The sequence below is a fragment of the Streptacidiphilus sp. ASG 303 genome (assembly GCF_020991365.1).
Lineage (GTDB): Bacteria > Actinomycetota > Actinomycetes > Streptomycetales > Streptomycetaceae > Peterkaempfera.
The window spans coordinates 1-17,908 of the sequence record NZ_JAJLRA010000006.1; the positions used below are offsets into that span (position 1 = coordinate 1).

13 protein-coding genes and 1 pseudogene are annotated in these 17,908 nt (G+C 76.0%); 12 read left to right on the top strand and 2 right to left on the bottom strand.

Going from position 1 to position 17,908, the window contains the following annotated elements; translation table 11 throughout:
- The 6 genes and pseudogenes from LO771_RS10415 to LO771_RS10440 all read left to right on the top strand — a co-directional run.
- Positions 1–105, top strand: a pseudogene (locus LO771_RS10415) (IS5/IS1182 family transposase); the annotation flags it as partial.
- 144 nt (positions 106–249) lie between these two features.
- A complete protein-coding gene (locus LO771_RS10420; protein WP_230650282.1) occupies positions 250–567 on the top strand; it encodes a hypothetical protein in 318 nt (105 codons plus the stop codon).
- Positions 564–827, top strand: a complete 264-nt coding sequence (locus LO771_RS10425) for a hypothetical protein (RefSeq protein ID WP_230650286.1) — start codon at positions 564–566, stop codon at positions 825–827. The genes LO771_RS10420 and LO771_RS10425 overlap by 4 nt, the downstream gene beginning before the upstream one ends.
- Entirely contained in the window at positions 824–2,248 is a 1,425-nt protein-coding gene (gene repSA, locus LO771_RS10430) for a replication initiator protein RepSA (RefSeq protein WP_308188873.1), read from the top strand. Before LO771_RS10425 ends, repSA begins: the two co-directional genes overlap by 4 nt.
- Positions 2,239–2,442, top strand: a complete 204-nt coding sequence (locus LO771_RS10435) for an AlpA family transcriptional regulator (RefSeq protein ID WP_230650289.1) — start codon at positions 2,239–2,241, stop codon at positions 2,440–2,442. Before repSA ends, LO771_RS10435 begins: the two co-directional genes overlap by 10 nt.
- Positions 2,442–3,674, top strand: a complete 1,233-nt coding sequence (locus tag LO771_RS10440) for a site-specific integrase (protein ID WP_230650292.1) — start codon at positions 2,442–2,444, stop codon at positions 3,672–3,674. Before LO771_RS10435 ends, LO771_RS10440 begins: the two co-directional genes overlap by 1 nt.
- A 300-nt stretch (positions 3,675–3,974) precedes the next feature.
- Here LO771_RS10440 and LO771_RS10445 read toward each other — a convergent pair whose 3' ends face one another.
- A complete protein-coding gene (locus LO771_RS10445; protein ID WP_230650295.1) occupies positions 3,975–4,295 on the bottom strand; it encodes an immunity 53 family protein in 321 nt (106 codons plus the stop codon).
- A 146-nt stretch (positions 4,296–4,441) separates the two neighbouring features.
- Between LO771_RS10445 and LO771_RS10450 the strand changes: the two genes are divergently transcribed.
- Both LO771_RS10450 and LO771_RS10455 read left to right on the top strand, forming a co-directional pair.
- Positions 4,442–5,785 carry a glycosyltransferase family 39 protein gene (locus LO771_RS10450; protein ID WP_374228129.1) on the top strand — a complete coding sequence of 448 codons (1,344 nt, stop codon included), beginning with the start codon at positions 4,442–4,444 and terminating at the stop codon, positions 5,783–5,785.
- Between the two features lie 197 nt (positions 5,786–5,982).
- A complete protein-coding gene (locus LO771_RS10455; RefSeq protein WP_230650298.1) occupies positions 5,983–6,405 on the top strand; it encodes a hypothetical protein in 423 nt (140 codons plus the stop codon).
- Between the two features lie 156 nt (positions 6,406–6,561).
- Here the strand turns inward: LO771_RS10455 and LO771_RS10460 are convergent, their stop codons facing one another.
- A complete protein-coding gene (locus LO771_RS10460; RefSeq protein ID WP_230650301.1) occupies positions 6,562–9,255 on the bottom strand; it encodes a lysylphosphatidylglycerol synthase transmembrane domain-containing protein in 2,694 nt (897 codons plus the stop codon).
- A 144-nt stretch (positions 9,256–9,399) separates the two neighbouring features.
- On the opposite strand from LO771_RS10460, the gene LO771_RS10465 reads away from it, so the two are divergent.
- The 4 genes from LO771_RS10465 to LO771_RS10480 all read left to right on the top strand — a co-directional run bounded on the left by LO771_RS10465 (position 9,400) and on the right by LO771_RS10480 (position 17,867).
- Positions 9,400–9,837, top strand: a complete 438-nt coding sequence (locus LO771_RS10465) for an MGMT family protein (RefSeq protein ID WP_230650303.1) — start codon at positions 9,400–9,402, stop codon at positions 9,835–9,837.
- A 229-nt stretch (positions 9,838–10,066) separates the two neighbouring features.
- The gene (locus tag LO771_RS10470) at positions 10,067–13,516 is read left to right on the top strand and encodes an ATP-dependent DNA helicase (RefSeq protein WP_230650306.1); all 3,450 of its coding nucleotides are present in this window, start codon (positions 10,067–10,069) and stop codon (positions 13,514–13,516) included.
- Positions 13,517–13,681: 165 nt separating this feature from the next.
- Positions 13,682–14,470: a hypothetical protein gene (locus tag LO771_RS10475; RefSeq protein WP_230650309.1), complete on the top strand. Its 789-nt coding sequence runs from the start codon at positions 13,682–13,684 to the stop codon at positions 14,468–14,470.
- 127 nt (positions 14,471–14,597) lie between these two features.
- Positions 14,598–17,867, top strand: a complete 3,270-nt coding sequence (locus LO771_RS10480) for an ATP-dependent DNA helicase (protein WP_230650312.1) — start codon at positions 14,598–14,600, stop codon at positions 17,865–17,867.
- The last annotated feature ends 41 nt before the right edge of the window (positions 17,868–17,908 follow it).

Genomic DNA, 17,908 nt, shown 5'->3' on the forward strand with positions numbered 1-17,908 from the left:
CAGTTCCGCGCCATCGCCACCCGCTTCGACAAGCTCGCCACCCGCTACCGCACCGGCCTCGTCCTGGCCTCACTCATCCTGTGGCTCCGCGAACCCCAGACATGATCATTTGTCAGACACGGCCTAGGTCACTCATGTGTCTTGACGCTAAGCGTCCTAAGCGTACTATGACACTCAAGACAGCTCGGGACGGCGCCCTACCGCCAAGCAAGCCGCCGCCCCGGTCCCTCTCTCAAGGGAGCTTCCATCATGCACGCAATGCTCACGGCTCCGCTCTCCCGGCGGGACGCGGACCTGTGCGAGGACTGCGCCGGGACGCTGCGGTACCCCGACCGGGACGGGTCGGTGTGCGGAACGGCCGGGGCGATGGTCCCGTGCGGCTGCACCGACGCCCTCCTGGGGGTGCGGGGCCTGTGCCCGTGCCACCTGCCGGTGTGGCCGGAGAACGGCGGCTTCACCGGGTGGGTCAGGATTCCGCTGGAGGACTTCGACGACGACAGCCCGTTCCTGCGGCCCTGCCCGATCCACGCCACGGCGGCGCTGCCCGGAACCGGGGTGGCCGCGTGAGCGCCCCGGCCGCCGTCGACCGCGCCGCCCTCCTGAGCCTGGCCCGCCGCGCCCGGGTGACAGTTCCCGGCCACTGCCCGCGCTGCCTCGCCCCCGCCCCGGGCTGGCGCTGGGTGCGCGGGGGCGGAGTGCGGGTGCTGACCCACGACGGGGACGTGATCTGCCCGGCCGACCCCACCTTCGGACCCCTCACCGGACCCGAGCCCCTCCCCGCCGCGCTCCCCGCTCCGGTGCCGGCCGTCTCGGCGGTGGCCGCGTGACCGACCCGACCACCCTCCCCGGGGGCACCGACCCCGCCGCCCTGGCCGACCTGGCGCGGCTGTGCTCCCGGGGCGACCTGCCCGCCCTGCACCACCAGATCACCCGCACCGGCGGCTGCGCCCGCCCGATCCACATCCGCGGCTTCCGCAAGCTCGTCCACGCCCCCACCGGCGCCGTGTGGCACGAGTTCTCCACCCACGACCAGCCCGGCCACCGCCTCAAGCTCGCCTGCGGCAACCGCCGCGCCACCCGCTGCCCCGCCTGCGCCCGCACCTACGCCGCCGACACCTACCACCTCATCCGCGCAGGCCTGGTCGGCGACACCGCCAAGGGCGTCCCCGGCACCGTGCGCACCCACCCGCGCGTGTTCGCCACCCTCACCGCCCCCTCCTTCGGCCCGGTCCACAACCGCCCCGACACCGGAGCCTGCCGCTGCGGCACCCCCCACCCCGAGAGCGACCCCCGCCTGGGCACCCCCCTGGACCCGGACCGCTACGACTACGCCCACGCCGTGCTCTGGAACAACCACGCCCCCGACCTGTGGCGCCGCTTCACCGTCTACCTGCGCCGCGAGATCGCCACCCGCGCCGGCATCCCCCGCACCCGCCTCGGCGAACACGTGCGGGTCTCCTTCGGGAAGGTCGCCGAGTACCAGCGCCGGGGCGCCGTCCACTTCCACGCCGTCATCCGCCTCGACGGCCCCGACGGCGCCAACACAACCCCGCCGCCCTGGGCCACCCTCGCCCTGCTGGACGACGCGATCCGCGCCGCCGCCCGCGCCGCCTGGGTCCCGCTGGCCGCCACCGGGGACCACCCGGCACGCGTGCTGCGCTGGGGCGACCAGGTCGACGTCCGCCCCATCGGCGCCCTGGCCACCGGCGAGCTGACCGAACAGGCCGTGGCCTCCTACGTCGCCAAGTACGCCACCAAGGCAGCCGAGACCACCGGCATGGCCGACCGCCGCATCATCGAGCGGCACGACCTGGAGCGCCTGGAGCTGCCCGACCACACCCGCCGCCTCATCGAGACCTGCTGGGACCTCGACCCGGCCTACCCCGACCGGCGGCTGGCCCACTGGTCGCACATGCTCGGCTTCCGCGGCCACTTCTCCACCAAGTCCCCCCGCTACTCGGTCACCCTCGGCGCCCTCCGGCAGGTCCGCGCCGACTACCGCGCCGCCCAGGCCCACGACGACCTCCGCGCCCGGCTGCTGGCCGCCGGACTGCCCGACCTGGACGACCTGCCCGAGGCCGAGACCCTCGTCCTGGCCCACTGGACCTACGCCGGGTCCGGCAACACCCCCGGCGAATCCCTGCTCGCGGCCTCCGTCGCCCGCGAGCGCCACGAGAACCGCACCACCGCCCGAGAGGAGATGGCCGCACTGCTGGCCGAAGAGGAGGAAGCATCCGCATGGCTGTGAGGGGGGCACTTCCGGACCGGTACCTCACCCCCGAGGACCTGGTCGTCATGTTCTGTCTGCCGAGCGTGGAGACCGTCTACCAGTGGCGCCGCAAGCGCACCGGCCCGCCCGGCTTCCGCGTCGGCCGGCACCTGCGCTTCGACCCCGCCAAGGTGCACGCCTGGATCGAGTCGCTGAGTGAGGAGGTGGCCTGATGGCCGGGCACGTCCAGGACCGCTGGTACAAGACCGAGCCCGGCCCCGACAGCAAGCCCGTCAAGGTCAAGACCGACCGCCACGGCACCGGGATGCGCTACCGCGCCCGGTACGTCGGTCCCGACGGCACCGAACGCAGCCAGTCCTTCCCCGACCGGCATAAGCGCCAGGCGGAGGCATGGCTCACTCAGGTCGAGGCCGACATGGCAAGGGGGCAGTACGCCGATCCCCGTGCCGGACGCATCACAGTGAAGCAGTACGCCGAGCGCTGGTTGGGCTCGCTCACCATGGACCCGGGTACCTATGTCAGCACCGAGCAGCGCATCCGCCTGCACGTGCTGCCGCACCTCGGCTCGCGCCCCCTGGGGTCACTCAAGCCGTTGCACGTCCGTGAGTGGCTCCGGCAGCTCCAGGACCAGCGGTTGGCGCCCGCCTATCAGCGCGTCATCTTCGCCAACCTGTGCACGATGCTTAACGCGGCCGTGGACGACCGCGTCATCCCGCACAACCCGTGCCGTTCGTCTTCGGTCCGTGCCCCTCGCCTGGATGCCCGACGAGTGGTCCCATGGCGAGGCAAGCAAGTCCTGGCCGTGCGGGCTGCTCTGCCTGAGAGGTACCGGCCGATCGTGGATCTGGCCGGCGGTTGCGGCATGCGACAGGGGGAGGTCCTGGGCTTGGCTGTCGAGGACCTCGACTCGATCGAGGGCCTGGTGCACGTGACGCGACAGGTCAAGCTCATCCGGAACCGTCCGGTGTTCGCCCCGCCGAAGAGTGGCAAAGCTCGTACGGTGCCGCTGCCCGAGTCCATCGCCCGGTCCCTGGAGCAGCACATCACCAGCCATCCGCCGCTCAGCGTCACTCTGCCGTGGCGCACTGTGGACGGTCCGCCCGTCACGGCGGCGCTGCTCTTCACAGACCGTGGGCTGGCAGTGAACAGGAACGCCTTCAACCGGTCGGTGTGGCGTCCCGCACTGACCGCGGCCGACGTACCTCATGGACGTGAGAACGGCATGCATGCCCTTCGCCACTTCTATGCGTCGGTCCTGCTGGACGCGGGGGAGAGCATCAAGGCTCTCAGCGAGTACCTGGGGCACCATGATCCTGGCTTCACGCTCCGGACCTACACCCACCTCATGCCGAGCAGTGAGAAGCGAACCCGAGAGGCTGTCGACAGGGCCTTCGGGAATGGCCCCGTATCGGGTGACGGCCCCACGACGGCCCAGGGCGGGTGAGCGCACCACAAACACACAGCTCATGCGCCATGCTGGCTGGCTAGCCCGTCTACTGATCAGCCGGCTCGCCGAACCGCGCCGGCCAACTGGGTGTCCTCCTGTCGACGCCCATGTCGTCGGACGTTGTCATGGCCGGCCGGTCCTGACCGACGTTCCACGGTTCGGAGACGGCCCCGGGCCTTCCCTGCCCGGGGCCGTCCCGCCTCTGCGCCGCGAATGGCTCCGGGGGGCCTTGCGAGCGCCGCTCCCCAGGTTGCCCGAGGCCTCCCGCCCCCTCCCGTACCGGACTGTGCCTCGCGGTCAGGCGGTGCCGCTCGCGCACTCCTCCGCCCACGTGCGGAAGAGCATGAGCGCCTCCGTGAGGTTCCGCGGCCCGCACGCCGCGTGGAAGGCACCTCTGGCCGACCATGCCTCCACCCAGTCGTCGTCGCTGCGGTCGATCTCCCGACGGGGGTACGCGCGCCCTTCGAGGGGTGTTCCCCGGAGGTCGACGGAGACCGTCCAGCCGGGGTTGTCCAGGGTGTCGATCTGGACACCCCGCTCGTGCTCCCACCGTCCGTCGCAGTGCGAGAGGTACCAGCCCTGCAGCCAGTCGAGCACGTGCTCCGCTTCGTCGTTCACGGAAGGACACGCTAGAGGGCAGCCTCCGCATGGGTGCGCCGGAGGATCCTACCGATACCCGTCCGATCCTCCGGACAGCGCCGCTCCGGGCGTCAGGCGGATGCCGCCCGGCCCGTCGGCGGTCCCGGGCCTGGATAATCGCTCCGGTGAACTCCGCAGCACCCCTCGCCGCCCCGGGCGGCCGCCCGGACCCCGCCGGCGACGGCCCGCCTCCCGACGGCCAGGTGCCGGCAGGTACCCCGTCGGACACCACCGCCACTGCTGCCCCCGACCGCCCGGTCCCCGGTGCCGCGCCGCCGTCCCGCGGCCGGGCCGCGCGGGCGGCCGTCCGCCGCGCCGCGCCCGCTCTGCTGGCGTACGCCGCGGTGCGGCTGCTCGGCCTCGACGTCCTCGCCGCGTGGGCCGGTGCGGAGGGCAGGAGCGCCCACAAGCTCCTCTCGGGCCGCTGGGACTCGATCTGGTACGCCCGCATCGCCGGGCACGGCTACGGCTTCACGCTCCACCTGCCCGGCGGCCGGATCCACTCCGACCTGGCCTTCTTCCCCCTGCTGCCCTGGCTGGAGCGCGCGCTCTCCGCCGTGACGCCACTCGGCCCGCCCGACGCGGGGCTCGCCGTGAGCGCCCTCGCCGCGCTCGCCGCCGCCTGGGGGCTCTTCGCCGTCGGCGACCGCCTCCACGGCCGCCGCACGGGCGTCCTGCTCGCCGTGCTCTGGGGGGTGCTGCCGACCGCCGCCGTGCAGTCGATGGCGTACACCGAGTCGCTCTTCACCGCGCTGGCCGCCTGGTCCCTGTACGCCCTGCTCGCCCGCCGGTGGGCCGCTGCGGGGGTCCTGGCCGCCCTCGCCGGGCTGACCCGGCCGGTCGGCGTCGCGCTGGTCGCCGCGGTGTGGGCGACGGCCGCCCTCGACCTGTACCGCGCCCGGACCGGCCGCCCCGGTCCGCCCGGAGGCACCGCCGCCGGGGGCCCCGCCGCCGGCCGCCCCGCCGCGCCCCGCACGGCGGCGGGCGTGGCGGCGGGCCTGGCGGCGGCCCCGCTCGGCTGGCTCGGGTACGTCGCCTGGGTCGGGTTCCGCACCGGCAGCCCCACTGGCTACCTCGACGTCCAGGGCGGCTGGGGCAACGGCTTCGACGGCGGCGCGGCCTTCGCCCGCTTCGTCCTCCGCCAGCTCACCGCGCCCCCGTACGCCGGCGGCCTCGGGCTGCTGGCCGGCGTCGCCCTGCTCGCCTGGCTGTACGCCCGCTGCGTACGGCAGCGCCAGCCGCTGCCGCTGCTGGTGTACACGGGCGTCGTCCTCGCGCTGGCCCTCACCGGTGCGGGCTACTTCGGCTCCAGGCCCCGCCTGCTCATGCCCGCCTTCCCCCTGCTGCTCCCCGTGTCCCTCGCGCTGGCCCGGCTGCGCCCCCGCCGTGCGGCCGCCGTCCTGGGCGCCGCCGCGCTGGTCTCGGCCGCCTACGGCGCGTTCTGGCTGCTCGGCCCCGGCCCGCCCTGAGCCCGCCGCGACCGGGGGGAGCCTCCTGCCCGGACGGGGCCCGGAGGGGGCCCGGCCTGCCGGTCGAGGCGGGGAGGCCCGGGCGGGAACCGATCCTGTCCTTCCCCGGTCCGTGCGGGTGAGGCGGTCCGTCCGCCGCAGGGGGGCGCCGGCCCGGCCGGCCCCTCCGCGGCGAGGTCGTCCGGGGAGGCACGGGAATGCACGGCACGAGGGCGGAAGGCAGGCCGCCCGCTCCTGCCCAGGGGTGCGGCTGGTACCTGCTGGCTCCCGTCGTCGCCGCCTTCGGCGTGTACGGCGGCACGGTGTGGACCGTCCGGTCGTGGGCGGGCTGCCCGCTCGGGAACGACGCCGGCGGCACCGTCGGCCTGCAGATGACGATGTCCGCCGTGTGGCTCTGCACGACCCTGGTGCTGCTGCTGTTCCAGCTCGCGCTGCGGCGGTGGCCCCCTCGGGGCGGGCGGGCGGTCCTGTGGCTCGCGCCGGTCGCGGCGGGCGTCGGTCTGGCCCTGCTGTACCGGTGGGGGATGGGCTGGCCGTACCAGCCGCCCGGAGGGCCGTGCACGGAGGGCTATCCCCTCTTCCCGTTCACGGGCACGACGGGCCCGCACTCCGCCGGGTAGGCACCGGCCTGCCGACCGCGGCGGGCCGGTGCCGGCCGGTGGGAACGGCCGCAGCCGCCCCCCGCACGGCGTCGGGTGGGCGCCCCGCCCCGCCCCGCCCTGTGCCCGCACCGGCGACCCGGGCACGGGCCGGTCCCACGGCCGGCCGGACCGTTCCTAGAGGGCCTTCTTGCGCTGCAGGTAGGCGAAGCAGCCCCAGCCGGGCAGGACGGGCAGCCAGAAGGTCAGCAGCCGGAAGAGCAGCACCGCGGAGAACGCCGTGGGGGAGGCGACCCCCGCCGCGGTGAGGCCGCCGGTGAGCGCGGCCTCGATGGCGCCGATGCCGCCCGGGGTGGGGATGGCGGACCCGACGGCGTTGCCCGCCAGGAACACCACGGCCGTGGCGGCGAAGCTGAGCTCCCCGCCGAAGGCCCGCAGCGACAGGTTCAGGCAGGTGACGAAGGCGATGGTCAGCAGGATGGTCCCGCCGAAGCCGGTGACCAGCCGCGAGGGCCGCTGCACCAGGTCGAGCATGCGCGGGATCACACCGGTGAGGAGCGGCCGCAGCCGGGCCATCAGCCAGCGGCGCATCGGCGGGATCGCGGCGACCACCAGGATCAGCACCGCGACGGTCAGCAGGCCGGCGATCACGGTGCGGGAGGGCGTCAGGTCCTGGGTCTGCTCGTTGCCGGCGACGTACCCGAAGGCCAGCAGGAGCAGGATGTGGCAGCCCAGGCCGGCGAGCTGGGAGGCGCCCACGCTGGCCGCCGCCTGGACGGGGCGCACCCCCGCGCGCTGCAGGAAGCGCGCGTTGAGCGCGACGCCGCCGACCGCGGCGGGCGCCACCAGCTTGACGAACGAGCCCGCCACCTGGGCCAGCACGGCCTTCCCGAACGACAGCCGCTCGGGGACGAACCCGGTGAGGCTCATCGCCGCGGCGACGTAGCTGAGCGCGGAGGCGCCCACCGCGCCCAACGCCCAGCCCCAGTCGGCCTCCCCGAGCAGCTCGGCCGGGCGGACGTGGCCCAGGCTGGAGAAGAGCAGGTAGACCGCCATGGCCCCGGCCACGATGCTGATCAGCGTCCTGGGCCGCAGCCGTTGCAGCCGCACCGGGGCGATCGGGGCCTCCGGCACCATCTCCAGCACCTGCTCGCGGATGCGGGCCAGCAGGTCGTAGCGGGTGCCGTCCGCCAGCTCCTCGTCGGCCTCCGCCTGCGTGATCTCCTCGGCGGCGACCCGGGCGTCGGCGGCGGCGCGGGCGGCCGCCCGGCGCGCCCGGTTGGACTGCCGCAGCTCCAGCCGGGTGGACCGGCTCAGCCCCACCGGCTGCAGCAGCGGCAGCGAGGCCGCCACCCGCCGCGGCCCGAGCACCCCGGCGGCCGCGGCGACCGCCCGCTCGGGCCCGGTGCGCAGGGCGAAGGTGGTGAGCAGCTGCGCGACGTCCATCCGCAGGGCCAGGTCGCCGGCGGCGATGTCGCCCCCGGAGAGGTTGACCAGGCGGCCCGACCCGTCGTCCGTCCGCAGCAGCGACTCGCCGGTGAGCCTCCGGTGGGCGATCCGGCGGTCGTGCAGCGCCTTGACGGACTCCCACAGGTCGGTCATCAGCCCGTCGGTGGCCTCCTCGTCGGGGAGCTGGTCGAGGGTGCGGCCCTCGGTGTGCTCGTAGACGAGGATGGCGGCGTCCGGGCCCAGCTCGGAGGTGGCGACCAGGTGCGGTGCCCGCGCCCCGGAGGCGGTGGCCGCGTAGGCGATCAGGGCCTCCTGCTCCAGGGCTCCGCGCAGCGACTGCGGGCTGCGCCGCACCGAGACCGACCGCAGCTGCAGCTGCCGCCACAGGCGGTAGAAGAACCCGGAGGCCTGCTGCTCGCGGTCGATGACGTGCACGTCGAGCGGGACGCCGTCGCCCTGGACCACGTAGTACCGGCGGGCGCCGCCCGGCGCGTCCGGGGCGCGGTGGGCGCTGACCGGGGCGAAGCCGACCTTGCGCAGGCCGGCGAGCAGGGTGTGCCCGGTGGGGCGGACGTTCGGGGAGCCGATCGCGTACAGGGTGCCGTAGGCGACGGTCCAGCCGAGGAGGACGGTGAGCACCAGGGACAGGGGGGTGGTGTAGCCGCTGAGGAGCTCGGTGCCGCCGCTGAGGACGACCACCGCCCACAGGGCGACGCGCCAGCGGGGCCGGCTCGCCATGCCCACCGCGGTCATGTACGCGATGACGGGGGCGAGGTAGCCGTGCACGGGGTCGGTGAGGCCGCCGCCGGGCTGTGCGATCCGGGTGAGGGCGCTGCGGATGTTGTCGGACGCGGCCTCGGCGACCCACAGGTCGATGCCCAGGGACAGGCCGTGGGCCAGCACCGCGGCGAGCACGCCGTCCGCGACCCGCAGGCCGTCGCGCTTGATCAGCCGCTCGACGGCGAAGGCGACCGGGACCACCAGGACCGCCACGCTGGAGACGAGCCCCACGACGGTGGTGAGGAAGCCCGGGACCTTGGTGGCGCCGACGGTGATGTCGTTCTCGATGCCGGTGGTGGTGTTCTGGGCGATGTTCGCGAGGACGAACACCGCGATCACGCCGAGCAGCCCGGCGAGGAAGCGGATCAGGTCCGAGGGGCGGTGCACCCGGGCGGCCAGCAGGGGCTCGTCCACGGAGACGTGGGAGCCGGCGGCCGGCACCTCCGGGTGCGGGGCGGCGGGCTCCGCGGGGGCGGGACGGTCCGTCCTGACCAGGGAGACCCGCTCCGGGGCCGCCTCCTCCCCGGGGCCCTCAACGGTGCTCCGCGCCGGGGGAGCCCCCTCCGGGCCGGGGTGTGCGGGCACGGCGGTGTCGGGGCCGGCCGCCCCCCGGCCGGCCTCCTCGCCGGTCTTCCCCGTCATCTGCTCGTGTCCTCGTATCACCATTCACCGCCCCGAAGATGGTGGCATGCCCGGGCGGTGCGTGCAGGGCAGGGGGCGGCACGGGGCCTGTGACGTGCCTCGCGTCACAGGCCCCGGCGCGCCGGGTGCGGCAGAATCCCGGGGATGGAGCAGCGGGAGACGCGGCAGCAGGGGACAGGGCGGCGGGCGACGGAACCGACGGCGGCCGACGGGCCCGGGGACGGCGGTCTCGGGGACGGCGGTCTCGGGGACGGCGGCCCGGGGGCCGACGGGGCGCTCCCGCCGTTCGCCGAGCGGGTGCTCGACCTCGCCGAGCGCATCCCGCCCGGCACCGTGATGACGTACGGGGACGTCGCGGAGTTCCTGGAGCAGGGCGGCCCCCGCCAGGTCGGCCGGGTGATGGCGCTCTACGGCGGCGCGGTCCCGTGGTGGCGGGTGGTCCGGGCGGACGGGGCGTTCCTGCCCGGCCACGAGCGGCGCGCGCTCGCCCGCTACCGGGAGGAGGGCACGCCGCTGCGCACCTCCCGGACCGGTGCCCCGCAGCGCGTGGACATGGCCCGCGCCCGGTGGGACGGGGCCTGAGCCTCCCTCCGCGCCGGAGCGTCCGCCGCCCGCGCACACCTGCCGCACTCGAACGGGTGGGTGTTTCCGGGAAGCCCGGACGCGGACGGGACCGTCGGGAGAACATCGTAAGCTCGACGGCTGCGGACCCCACGGGGGTCGGACGCGGCACGGGAGGCGCAGCCCTCCCCGTCCGCCGCACCCGGCCCGGCGGGGTCCGCACCACGCCCGCAGCCCCCAGGAACCGCCCGTGACCTCGCCCGCCTCCCCCTTCCGCCTGGTGCGCGGCCCCCTGCCGCCGTCGGCGCCGCCCGAGCTGGACGCGTACCAGCGGGCCGTCGCCGACCACGCGGGCGGGCCGCTGCTGGTCCTCGCCGGACCCGGCACGGGCAAGACCACCACGCTGGTGGAGGCGGTGGCGGCCCGGATCGCCCGGGGGGCCGACCCCGAGCGCCTGCTGGTGCTCACCTTCAGCCGCAGGGCCGCCGCGGAGCTGCGCGACCGGATGGCCGCCCGGCTCGGCTCCGGCGCGGGGGCCGGGACCGGGGCCGGGGCCGGGTTCGGGGCCGTGCCGCAGGCCACCACCTTCCACTCCTTCTGCTACGCCCTGGTCCGCGCCCACCAGGACCCCGACCTCTTCGCCGAGCCGGTCCGCCTGCTCTCCGGACCCGAGCAGGACGTCATGGTCCGCGAGCTGCTGGCCGGCGACGCGGAGGACGCCCGGCGCGGCGAGGGGCGCATCGCCTGGCCCGACGACCTCCGGGCCTGCCTGACCACCCGCGGCTTCGCCGACGAGGTGCGCGCGGTGCTGGCCCGCAGCCGCGAGCTGGCGCTGGACCCGGCCGAGCTGCGCCGCTTCGCCGCCCGCGACGGCCGCCCCGACTGGGCGGCGGCGGCCCACTTCTACGCCGAGTACCTGGACGTCCTCGACCTGCAGGGCGTGCTCGACTACGCGGAGCTGGTCCACCGCGCCGTGCTGCTGGCGGAGCGGCCGGAGGTCTCCGCGGCGCTGCGCGCCCGCTACGAGGCGGTCTTCGTCGACGAGTACCAGGACACCGACCCCTCGCAGGTGCGGCTGCTGCGGGCCCTCGCCGGCGACGGCCGGGACCTGGTCGCGGTGGGCGACCCCGACCAGTCGATCTACGCCTTCCGCGGCGCCGACGTCAACGGCATCCTCGACTTCCCCACGGCCTTCCCGCGGCGGGACGGCCGCCCGGCCGACGTCCGGGTGCTGCGGGTGTCCCGGCGCTCCGGGTCCGTCCTGCTGGCCGCCTCCCGCGAGGTGGCCCGGCGCATCCCGGTGGGGCGGCTGCCCGCCGCGGCGCTCGCCGCCCACCGCTCGCCCGAGCCGGTCCGCGACGGCGGGCGGGTCGAGGTGCTCACCTACCCGACGCCCGGTGCGGAGCTGGACGGCGTCGCCGACCTGCTGCGCCGCGCCCACCTGGAGGACGGCGTGCCGTGGGGCTCGATGGCCGTGCTGGTCAGGGCGGGCGGGCGCACCATACCGGGCGTCCGCCGGGCGCTGACCGCGGCCGGGGTCCCGGTGGAGACCGACGGCGACGACATCCCGCTGCGGGCCGAGCCCGCCGTCGCGCCGCTGCTGCTCGCCCTGCGGACCGCCGCCGTCGGCGCCGCGCGCGACAACCGCCTCGCGTCGGCACCGGCCGAGGACGCCCCGGACGGGCCCGGCGACGGGCCGGCCGGCGCCGCGGCGGACCCCCTCGCCGGCCCCGACCCCCTCGCCGGCCCCGACCCCCTCGCCGGCCCCGACCCCCTGACGGCCGAGGTCGCCCACACCCTGCTCACCGGCCCCCTCTGCGGGATGGACGGCTCCGACCTGCGCCGCCTGGGCCGGGCCCTGCGCGAGGAGGAGCGGGCCGCACTGCGGGAGCAGGGGTCCGCAGCCGCCGTCCGCCCGGCCGACGAGCTGGTCCGCGAGGCCCTGGCCGAGCCCGAGCGCCTGGTGGCGCTCGACCCGGCGTACGCCCGCCGCCCCCGCGAGCTGGGCGTGCTGCTGCGCAAGGTCCGGGAGCTGCTGGCCGGCGGCGCCACGGCGGAGGAGGCGCTCTGGGCGCTGTGGGACGGCAGCGTCCGCTGGCGGGACCGGCTGGAGCGGGCCGCGCTGCGCGGCGGCCCGGCGGGCCGCAACGCCGACCGCGACCTGGACGCCCTGTGCGCCCTGTTCGAGACCGCGGCCCGTGCCGAGGAGCGCGTCGGGCACCGGGGGGCGCTCAACTTCCTCGAGGAGCTCGACGCCCAGGACATCGCCGCCGACACCCTCACGGTGCGGGCGGTCCGCCCCGACGCGGTGCGGCTGATGACCGCGCACCGCTCCAAGGGCCTGGAGTGGCCGCTCGTGGTCGTCGCGGGCGTCCAGGAGGGCCTCTGGCCGGACCTGCGCCGCCGCGGCTCGCTCCTGGAGGCCGACCGCATCGGCCGGGACGGCCTCTCCGCCCCCATGCCCCCCGGCGCCCTCCTCGCCGAGGAGCGGCGGCTCTTCTACGTCGCCGTCACCCGGGCCCGGGAGCGGCTGGTGGTGACCGCGGTCAAGGCGCAGTCCGAGGACGGCGACGAGCCGTCCCGCTTCCTGCGCGAGCTCTACCGCGAGGAGACGGACCGGCACGGCCGTGTGCTGCGGCGGGTCCCCTCCGTCCGGGTCGAGGACGTCGCCCACCGCCCCCGGCGCCCGCTCTCGACGGCCGCGCTCGTCGCCGAGCTGCGCGCCGTCAGCGTGGACGCCGCCGCCTCCCCGGGGCTGCGCCTGGCCGCGGCCGAGCGGCTGGCCCGGCTCGCCGCGGCGACGGGGGAGGACGGCGTGCCGCTGGTGCCCGCCGCCCACCCCGACCGCTGGTGGGGCCTGGAGGAGCCGACCGCCGCCGAGACGCCGCTCCGCGACCCGGCGCGCCCGGTGCAGCTCTCCGGCAGCTCGGTGGAGCAGCTGGACGCCTGCTCGCTGCAGTGGTTCCTGGACCGGGAGGTGCGCGCCCGCACCGCCTCCTCGGGAGCCCAGGGCTTCGGCAACGTGCTGCACGTCCTCGCCGACGAGGTGGGCTCGGGCCGCACCCCGGCCGACCTCGACGTCCTGATGGAGCGTCTGGACCGGGTGTGGGACGCCCTCGCCTTCGACGCCCCCTGGAAGTCGGAGCAGGAGCGCCGCGAGGCCCGGGCGGCCCTGGAGCGGTTCCTGCACTGGCACACCCTGGAGCGGGGCCGGGTGCCGGTGGCCACCGAGCACGGCTTCGAGGTCACGCTGGAGGCCGGCGGCCGGGCGGTGGAGATCCGCGGCAGCATGGACCGCGTCGAGCGGGACGCCGCGGGCCTCGCCTACGTCGTGGACTTCAAGACCGGGAAGTCGGTGCCCACCGCCGCCGAGGTGGCCGGCCACCCCCAGCTCGCCGTCTACCAGCTGGCCGTGCGCGAGGGCGCCCTCGACGGACTGCCCGGCCTCGACGGCGCCGGCCTGCGGCCCGGCGGCGCCGAACTCGTCCAGCTGCGCACCCCGGTCAAGGACACCGACCTGCCGAAGGTGCAGGCCCAGGAGGCGCTGCCCGCCGAGCCGTGGGTCGAGGGGCTGCTCGCCGAGGCCGCCGGCCGGGTGCTGGACGAGCGGTTCACCCCGTCCCCCGGCGCGGGCTGCGACCGCTGCTCCTTCGCGCGCAGCTGCTCGGCCCGGCCCGAGGGACGCCACGTGGTGGAGTGACGGACGCGCGTCGAATATGCGGGGGGTCTGTGAGGGATCCGTGGGGCCGCCGTGCGGTGACGGAAGCGTGACAGGAAATCAACCCGGCTGGTCCGTGACGGCTGATAGCGTCTCGCGGCACTCACCCTCCCTTGCACCGGCACCCGCCGCAGAATTGAGATTCGTATGCGCATCACCCGTCCCGCCGCCGTCGTCCTGGCCTGCTCCGCGGCCATAGCCGGGCTCTCCGCCTGCGGCAGCGACGGGGGATCCTCCTCCTCGACCGCGGCCGCCCCCTCCGGCGGCGCCGGTGCCGCGGCGAGCCCCTCCCCGTCCCCCGCGACCTCCGGCATCGAGGCGCTCCCGGCGGCCCAGATCGCGGAGAAGGCCAAGCAGGCGCTCATGTCGGCGCCCTCGCTCACCATGACTCTGGACATCAAGGTCGACGGCAAGACGACGGGCGGCAAGGTCTCGCTGGACCGGCAGGGCCACTGCGCGGGGAACATGACCGTCCCGGGGATGGGGTCCTTCGAGGTCCTCAAGTCCGGCGCCAGCATGTGGATCAAGCCCGACGCCGCCTTCCTGAAGGTCTTCGGCGGCGGCGGCGAGGCCGCGAAGCTGATGGCCGGCAAGTACCTCAAGGCCGACGGGCAGATGAAGGACATGGGGTCCTTCTGCGACCTGAAGCAGTTCGCCGACGAGATCGCCAAGGAGAAGGACACCGGGACGAAGTACACCAAGGAGGGCACCGTCACCGAGGGCGGGGTCACCATGGTCGTCGTCGGCGCGGTCGACCCGAAGGACGGCAAGAGCCTGCTCTACGTCCCGGTCACGGGCACCCCGTACCCGGTCAAGATCTCGCACCCGTCGGGCAAGGAGACCGGCAGGGTCACCTTCGGCGGCTTCGGCGAGCCGGTCGTCGTGCAGACCCCTCCGGCCGACCAGGTCATCGACCCCTCCAAGCTGGGACGCTGACCCCCCGCGGAGCCGCGCCGCCCACCGCTCGTCCGGCCGTTCGTCCGGCCGCTCGTCCGGGCGACCGTCCCGCCGCCCGGCCGGGCGGCGGGCGGCGCTGTCGGCGGCGCCGGTTACCGTAGTGCGGGTGTCCGCCGCCATCACCAGCCCCGAGCAGCTCAAGGAGCTCCTCGGCATCCCCTTCACCGACCAGCAGGTGGCGGCGATCACCGCCCCCACCGCCCCGGCCGTGGTCGTGGCCGGGGCGGGGTCGGGCAAGACGACGGTGATGGCGGCCCGGGTGGTCTGGCTGGTGGGCCGGGGCCTGGTGCGGCCCGAGCAGGTGCTGGGCCTCACCTTCACCAACAAGGCCGCGGGCGAGCTGTCCGAGCGCGTGCGGACGGCCCTGGCCCGCGCCGGGGTCTCCACCCCCGAGCCCGCCGACGAGGGGGACGCCCCCGGCGACCCCGAGATCTCCACCTACCACGCCTTCGCGGGCCGTCTCCTCAAGGAGCACGGCCTGCGGATCGGCATCGAGCCCGACGTGCGGCTCCTCGCCGACGCCACCCGCTTCCAGCTCGCCGCCCGGGTGCTGGGATCGGCCCGCGGCCCCTACCGGGCGCTCACCGGCACCGTCTCCTCCCTCGTCGCCGAGCTCCTCGCGCTCGACGGCGAGCTGGCCGAGCACCTCGTCACGCCCGAACGGCTCCGTGACCACGACCGGGACCTGCTCGACGCCCTGGCCGCGGCGAGGCTCACCAACGAGGAGCTGCGCAGGGTCCCGGAGGCGGCCCGCGGCCGGCTGGAGCTGCTGGGGCTGGTGGAGGAGTACCGGCGCCGCAAGCAGGCCGCCGGGCTGATGGACTTCGGCGACCAGATCGCCGCCGCGGCGACCCTCGCCCAGACCCGCCCCGAGGTCGGGCGGCTGCTGCGCGACCAGTACCGGGTGGTGCTGCTGGACGAGTACCAGGACACCTCCGTCGCCCAGCGGCTGCTGCTGGCCGGCCTCTTCGGCCGCGGCCCGGAACACCCGGGCGGGCACCCGGTCACCGCCGTCGGCGACCCCTGCCAGGCCATCTACGGCTGGCGCGGCGCCTCGGTGGCGAACCTGGACGAGTTCCCCGAGCACTTCCCGCACGCCGACGGGCGGCCCGCCGCCCGGTACTCGCTCAGCGAGAACCGCCGCAGCGGCGGCCGCCTGCTGGACTTCGCCAACCGCCTCGCCGAGCCGCTGCGCGCCATGCACGAGGGCGTGGAGGCGCTCCGCCCGGCGCCCGGCGCCGAGCACGACGGCTTCGTGCGGTGCGCGCTGCTGCCCACCCACGCCGAGGAGGTGGAGTGGCTCGCCGACTCCATCGCCCACCTGGTCCGCACCGGCACCGCGCCCGGCCGGATCGCGGTGCTCTGCCGCGGCGGCGCCGCCTTCCCCGACGTCCACGCGGCGCTGACGGCCCGTGACGTGCCCGTGGAGGTCGTGGGCCTCTCCGGGCTGCTGCACCTGCCCGAGGTCGCCGACCTGGTGGCGACCTGCGAGGTGCTGCAGGACCCCACGGCCAACGCCGCCCTGGTGCGGCTGCTGGTCGGCCCGCGCTGGCGGATCGGCCCGCGCGACCTGGCGCTCCTCGGCCGCCGCGCCCGCGACCTGGTCCGGGTGGACCGCGGCGGCGACCCCGCCGACCGGCTGGCGGACGCGGTCGCCGAGGCCGACCCCACCGAGGTGGTCTCGCTCGCCGACGCCCTGGAGACCTTCCTGCACCCGGGCGGCGTCGACGGGGAGGACGAGCTGCCGTTCTCGCCGGAGGCGCGGGTGCGCTTCGCGCGCCTCGCCCGCGAGATCCGCGACCTGCGCCGCTCCCTCGCCGAGCCGCTGATGGACGTGCTGCACCGGGTGCTCGCCGCGACCGGCCTCGACGTGGAGCTGGCCGCCTCCCCGCACGCCCTGGCGGCCCGCCGTCGGGAGACCCTGCACGCCTTCCTCGACGTCGCGGCCTCCTTCGCCGACCTCGACGGGGACCCCTCCCTCGGCGCGTTCCTCGCCTTCCTGCGGGCGGCGCAGGAGTACGACCGGGGCCTGGACGGCACCCTGCCCGGCGGCGACGACACGGTGAAGGTGCTCACCGCCCACAAGGCCAAGGGCCTGGAGTGGGACGTGGTGGCCGTCCCGGGCCTGGTGCAGGGCGCGTTCCCCAGCACGAAGGCGCGCGAGCGCTGGACCGCCCGCCGCCACGTGCTCCCGCACGCCCTGCGCGGCGACGCGGACACCCTGCCGCCCGCGCCGGAGTGGACCGCCCGCGGCATGAAGGGGTTCGCCGCCCTGATGAAGGAGCAGGCCGCGACGGAGGAGCTGCGCCTGGGCTACGTGGCGTTCACCCGCCCCCGCGGCCTGCTCCTCGCCTCCGGCCACTGGTGGGGGGCGTCCCGCCGCCGGCCCGCCGGCCCCTCGGACTTCCTGCTGCAGCTGCGCGACCACTGCGAGCGGCCCGGCGGCCTCGGCGAGGTCGAGGCCTGGGCCGAGCCGCCCGGCGAGGACGAGGAGAACCCCGCGCTGGGGGCCGCGGAGCAGACCCCCTGGCCGCTGCCGCTCGACCCGGCGGCGATGCACGCGCGCCGGCTGGCCGCCCGCACGGTGCTGGCGCGGCTGGACGGGCACCCGCCCGCGGTGCCGCCCGCCCCGCCCACCCCGGAGGAGCGGCGCCTGGTGGAGTCCTGGGACCGCGACCTGGCGGCCCTCCTCGGCGAGCTGGAGCGGTCCCGGCGCGCGGTGCGGGACGTCCCCGTGCCGCCGTCGCTCTCCGCCTCCCAGCTGATGCGGCTGGCCGCCGACCCGGACGGCTTCGCCCGCGACCTGGCCCGTCCGATGCCGCGGCCGCCGCAGCCCGCGGCCCGCCGCGGCACCCGCTTCCACGCCTGGGTGGAGTCGCGCTTCGAGCCGCTGATGCTGGTGGGGCCGGACGAGCTCCCCGGCGAGGACGACGACGGCATCGAGGACGAGCGCGACCTGGCCCGCCTCAAGGAGGCCTTCCTGCGCACCCCGTACGCCCACCGCACCCCGCACCGGGTGGAGGCGCCGTTCCAGCTGGTGCTGGCGGGGCGGGTGGTGCGCGGCCGGATCGACGCGGTGTACCGGTGCGAGGGCGGCGACGGAACGTCACCGGGCGCCCCCCGCTTCGAGGTGGTGGACTGGAAGACCGGCCGGCGGGAGGACGCCGACCCGCTCCAGCTGGCGGTGTACCGGCTCGCCTGGGCCGAGCAGCAGGGCCTGCCGCCGGAGCAGGTCACGGCCGCCTTCCTGTACGTGCGCAGCGGCCGGGTCGAATACCTGTCAGATCTCCCCGATCGAACAGCATTGGAACGCATCCTGACCGGGAACAGTGAGGAATGGGTCACGGAGAGCACCCAAGTCGTCACGGGTACGTGAAAAACCTGTGCGGCTTGCACTTTTCGCGCCTATTGTGGGGT

Coding starts and splice junctions, on each gene's coding strand:
- LO771_RS10475 (WP_230650309.1), top strand. CDS start 13,682: ATGCGCATCACCCGTCCCGCCGCCGTCGTCCTGGCCTGCTCCGCGGCC.
- LO771_RS10435 (WP_230650289.1), top strand. CDS start 2,239: ATGGCTGTGAGGGGGGCACTTCCGGACCGGTACCTCACCCCCGAGGAC.
- LO771_RS10420 (WP_230650282.1), top strand. CDS start 250: ATGCACGCAATGCTCACGGCTCCGCTCTCCCGGCGGGACGCGGACCTG.
- LO771_RS10455 (WP_230650298.1), top strand. CDS start 5,983: ATGCACGGCACGAGGGCGGAAGGCAGGCCGCCCGCTCCTGCCCAGGGG.
- LO771_RS10440 (WP_230650292.1), top strand. CDS start 2,442: ATGGCCGGGCACGTCCAGGACCGCTGGTACAAGACCGAGCCCGGCCCC.
- LO771_RS10460 (WP_230650301.1), bottom strand. CDS start 9,255: ATGACGGGGAAGACCGGCGAGGAGGCCGGCCGGGGGGCGGCCGGCCCC.
- LO771_RS10465 (WP_230650303.1), top strand. CDS start 9,400: ATGGAGCAGCGGGAGACGCGGCAGCAGGGGACAGGGCGGCGGGCGACG.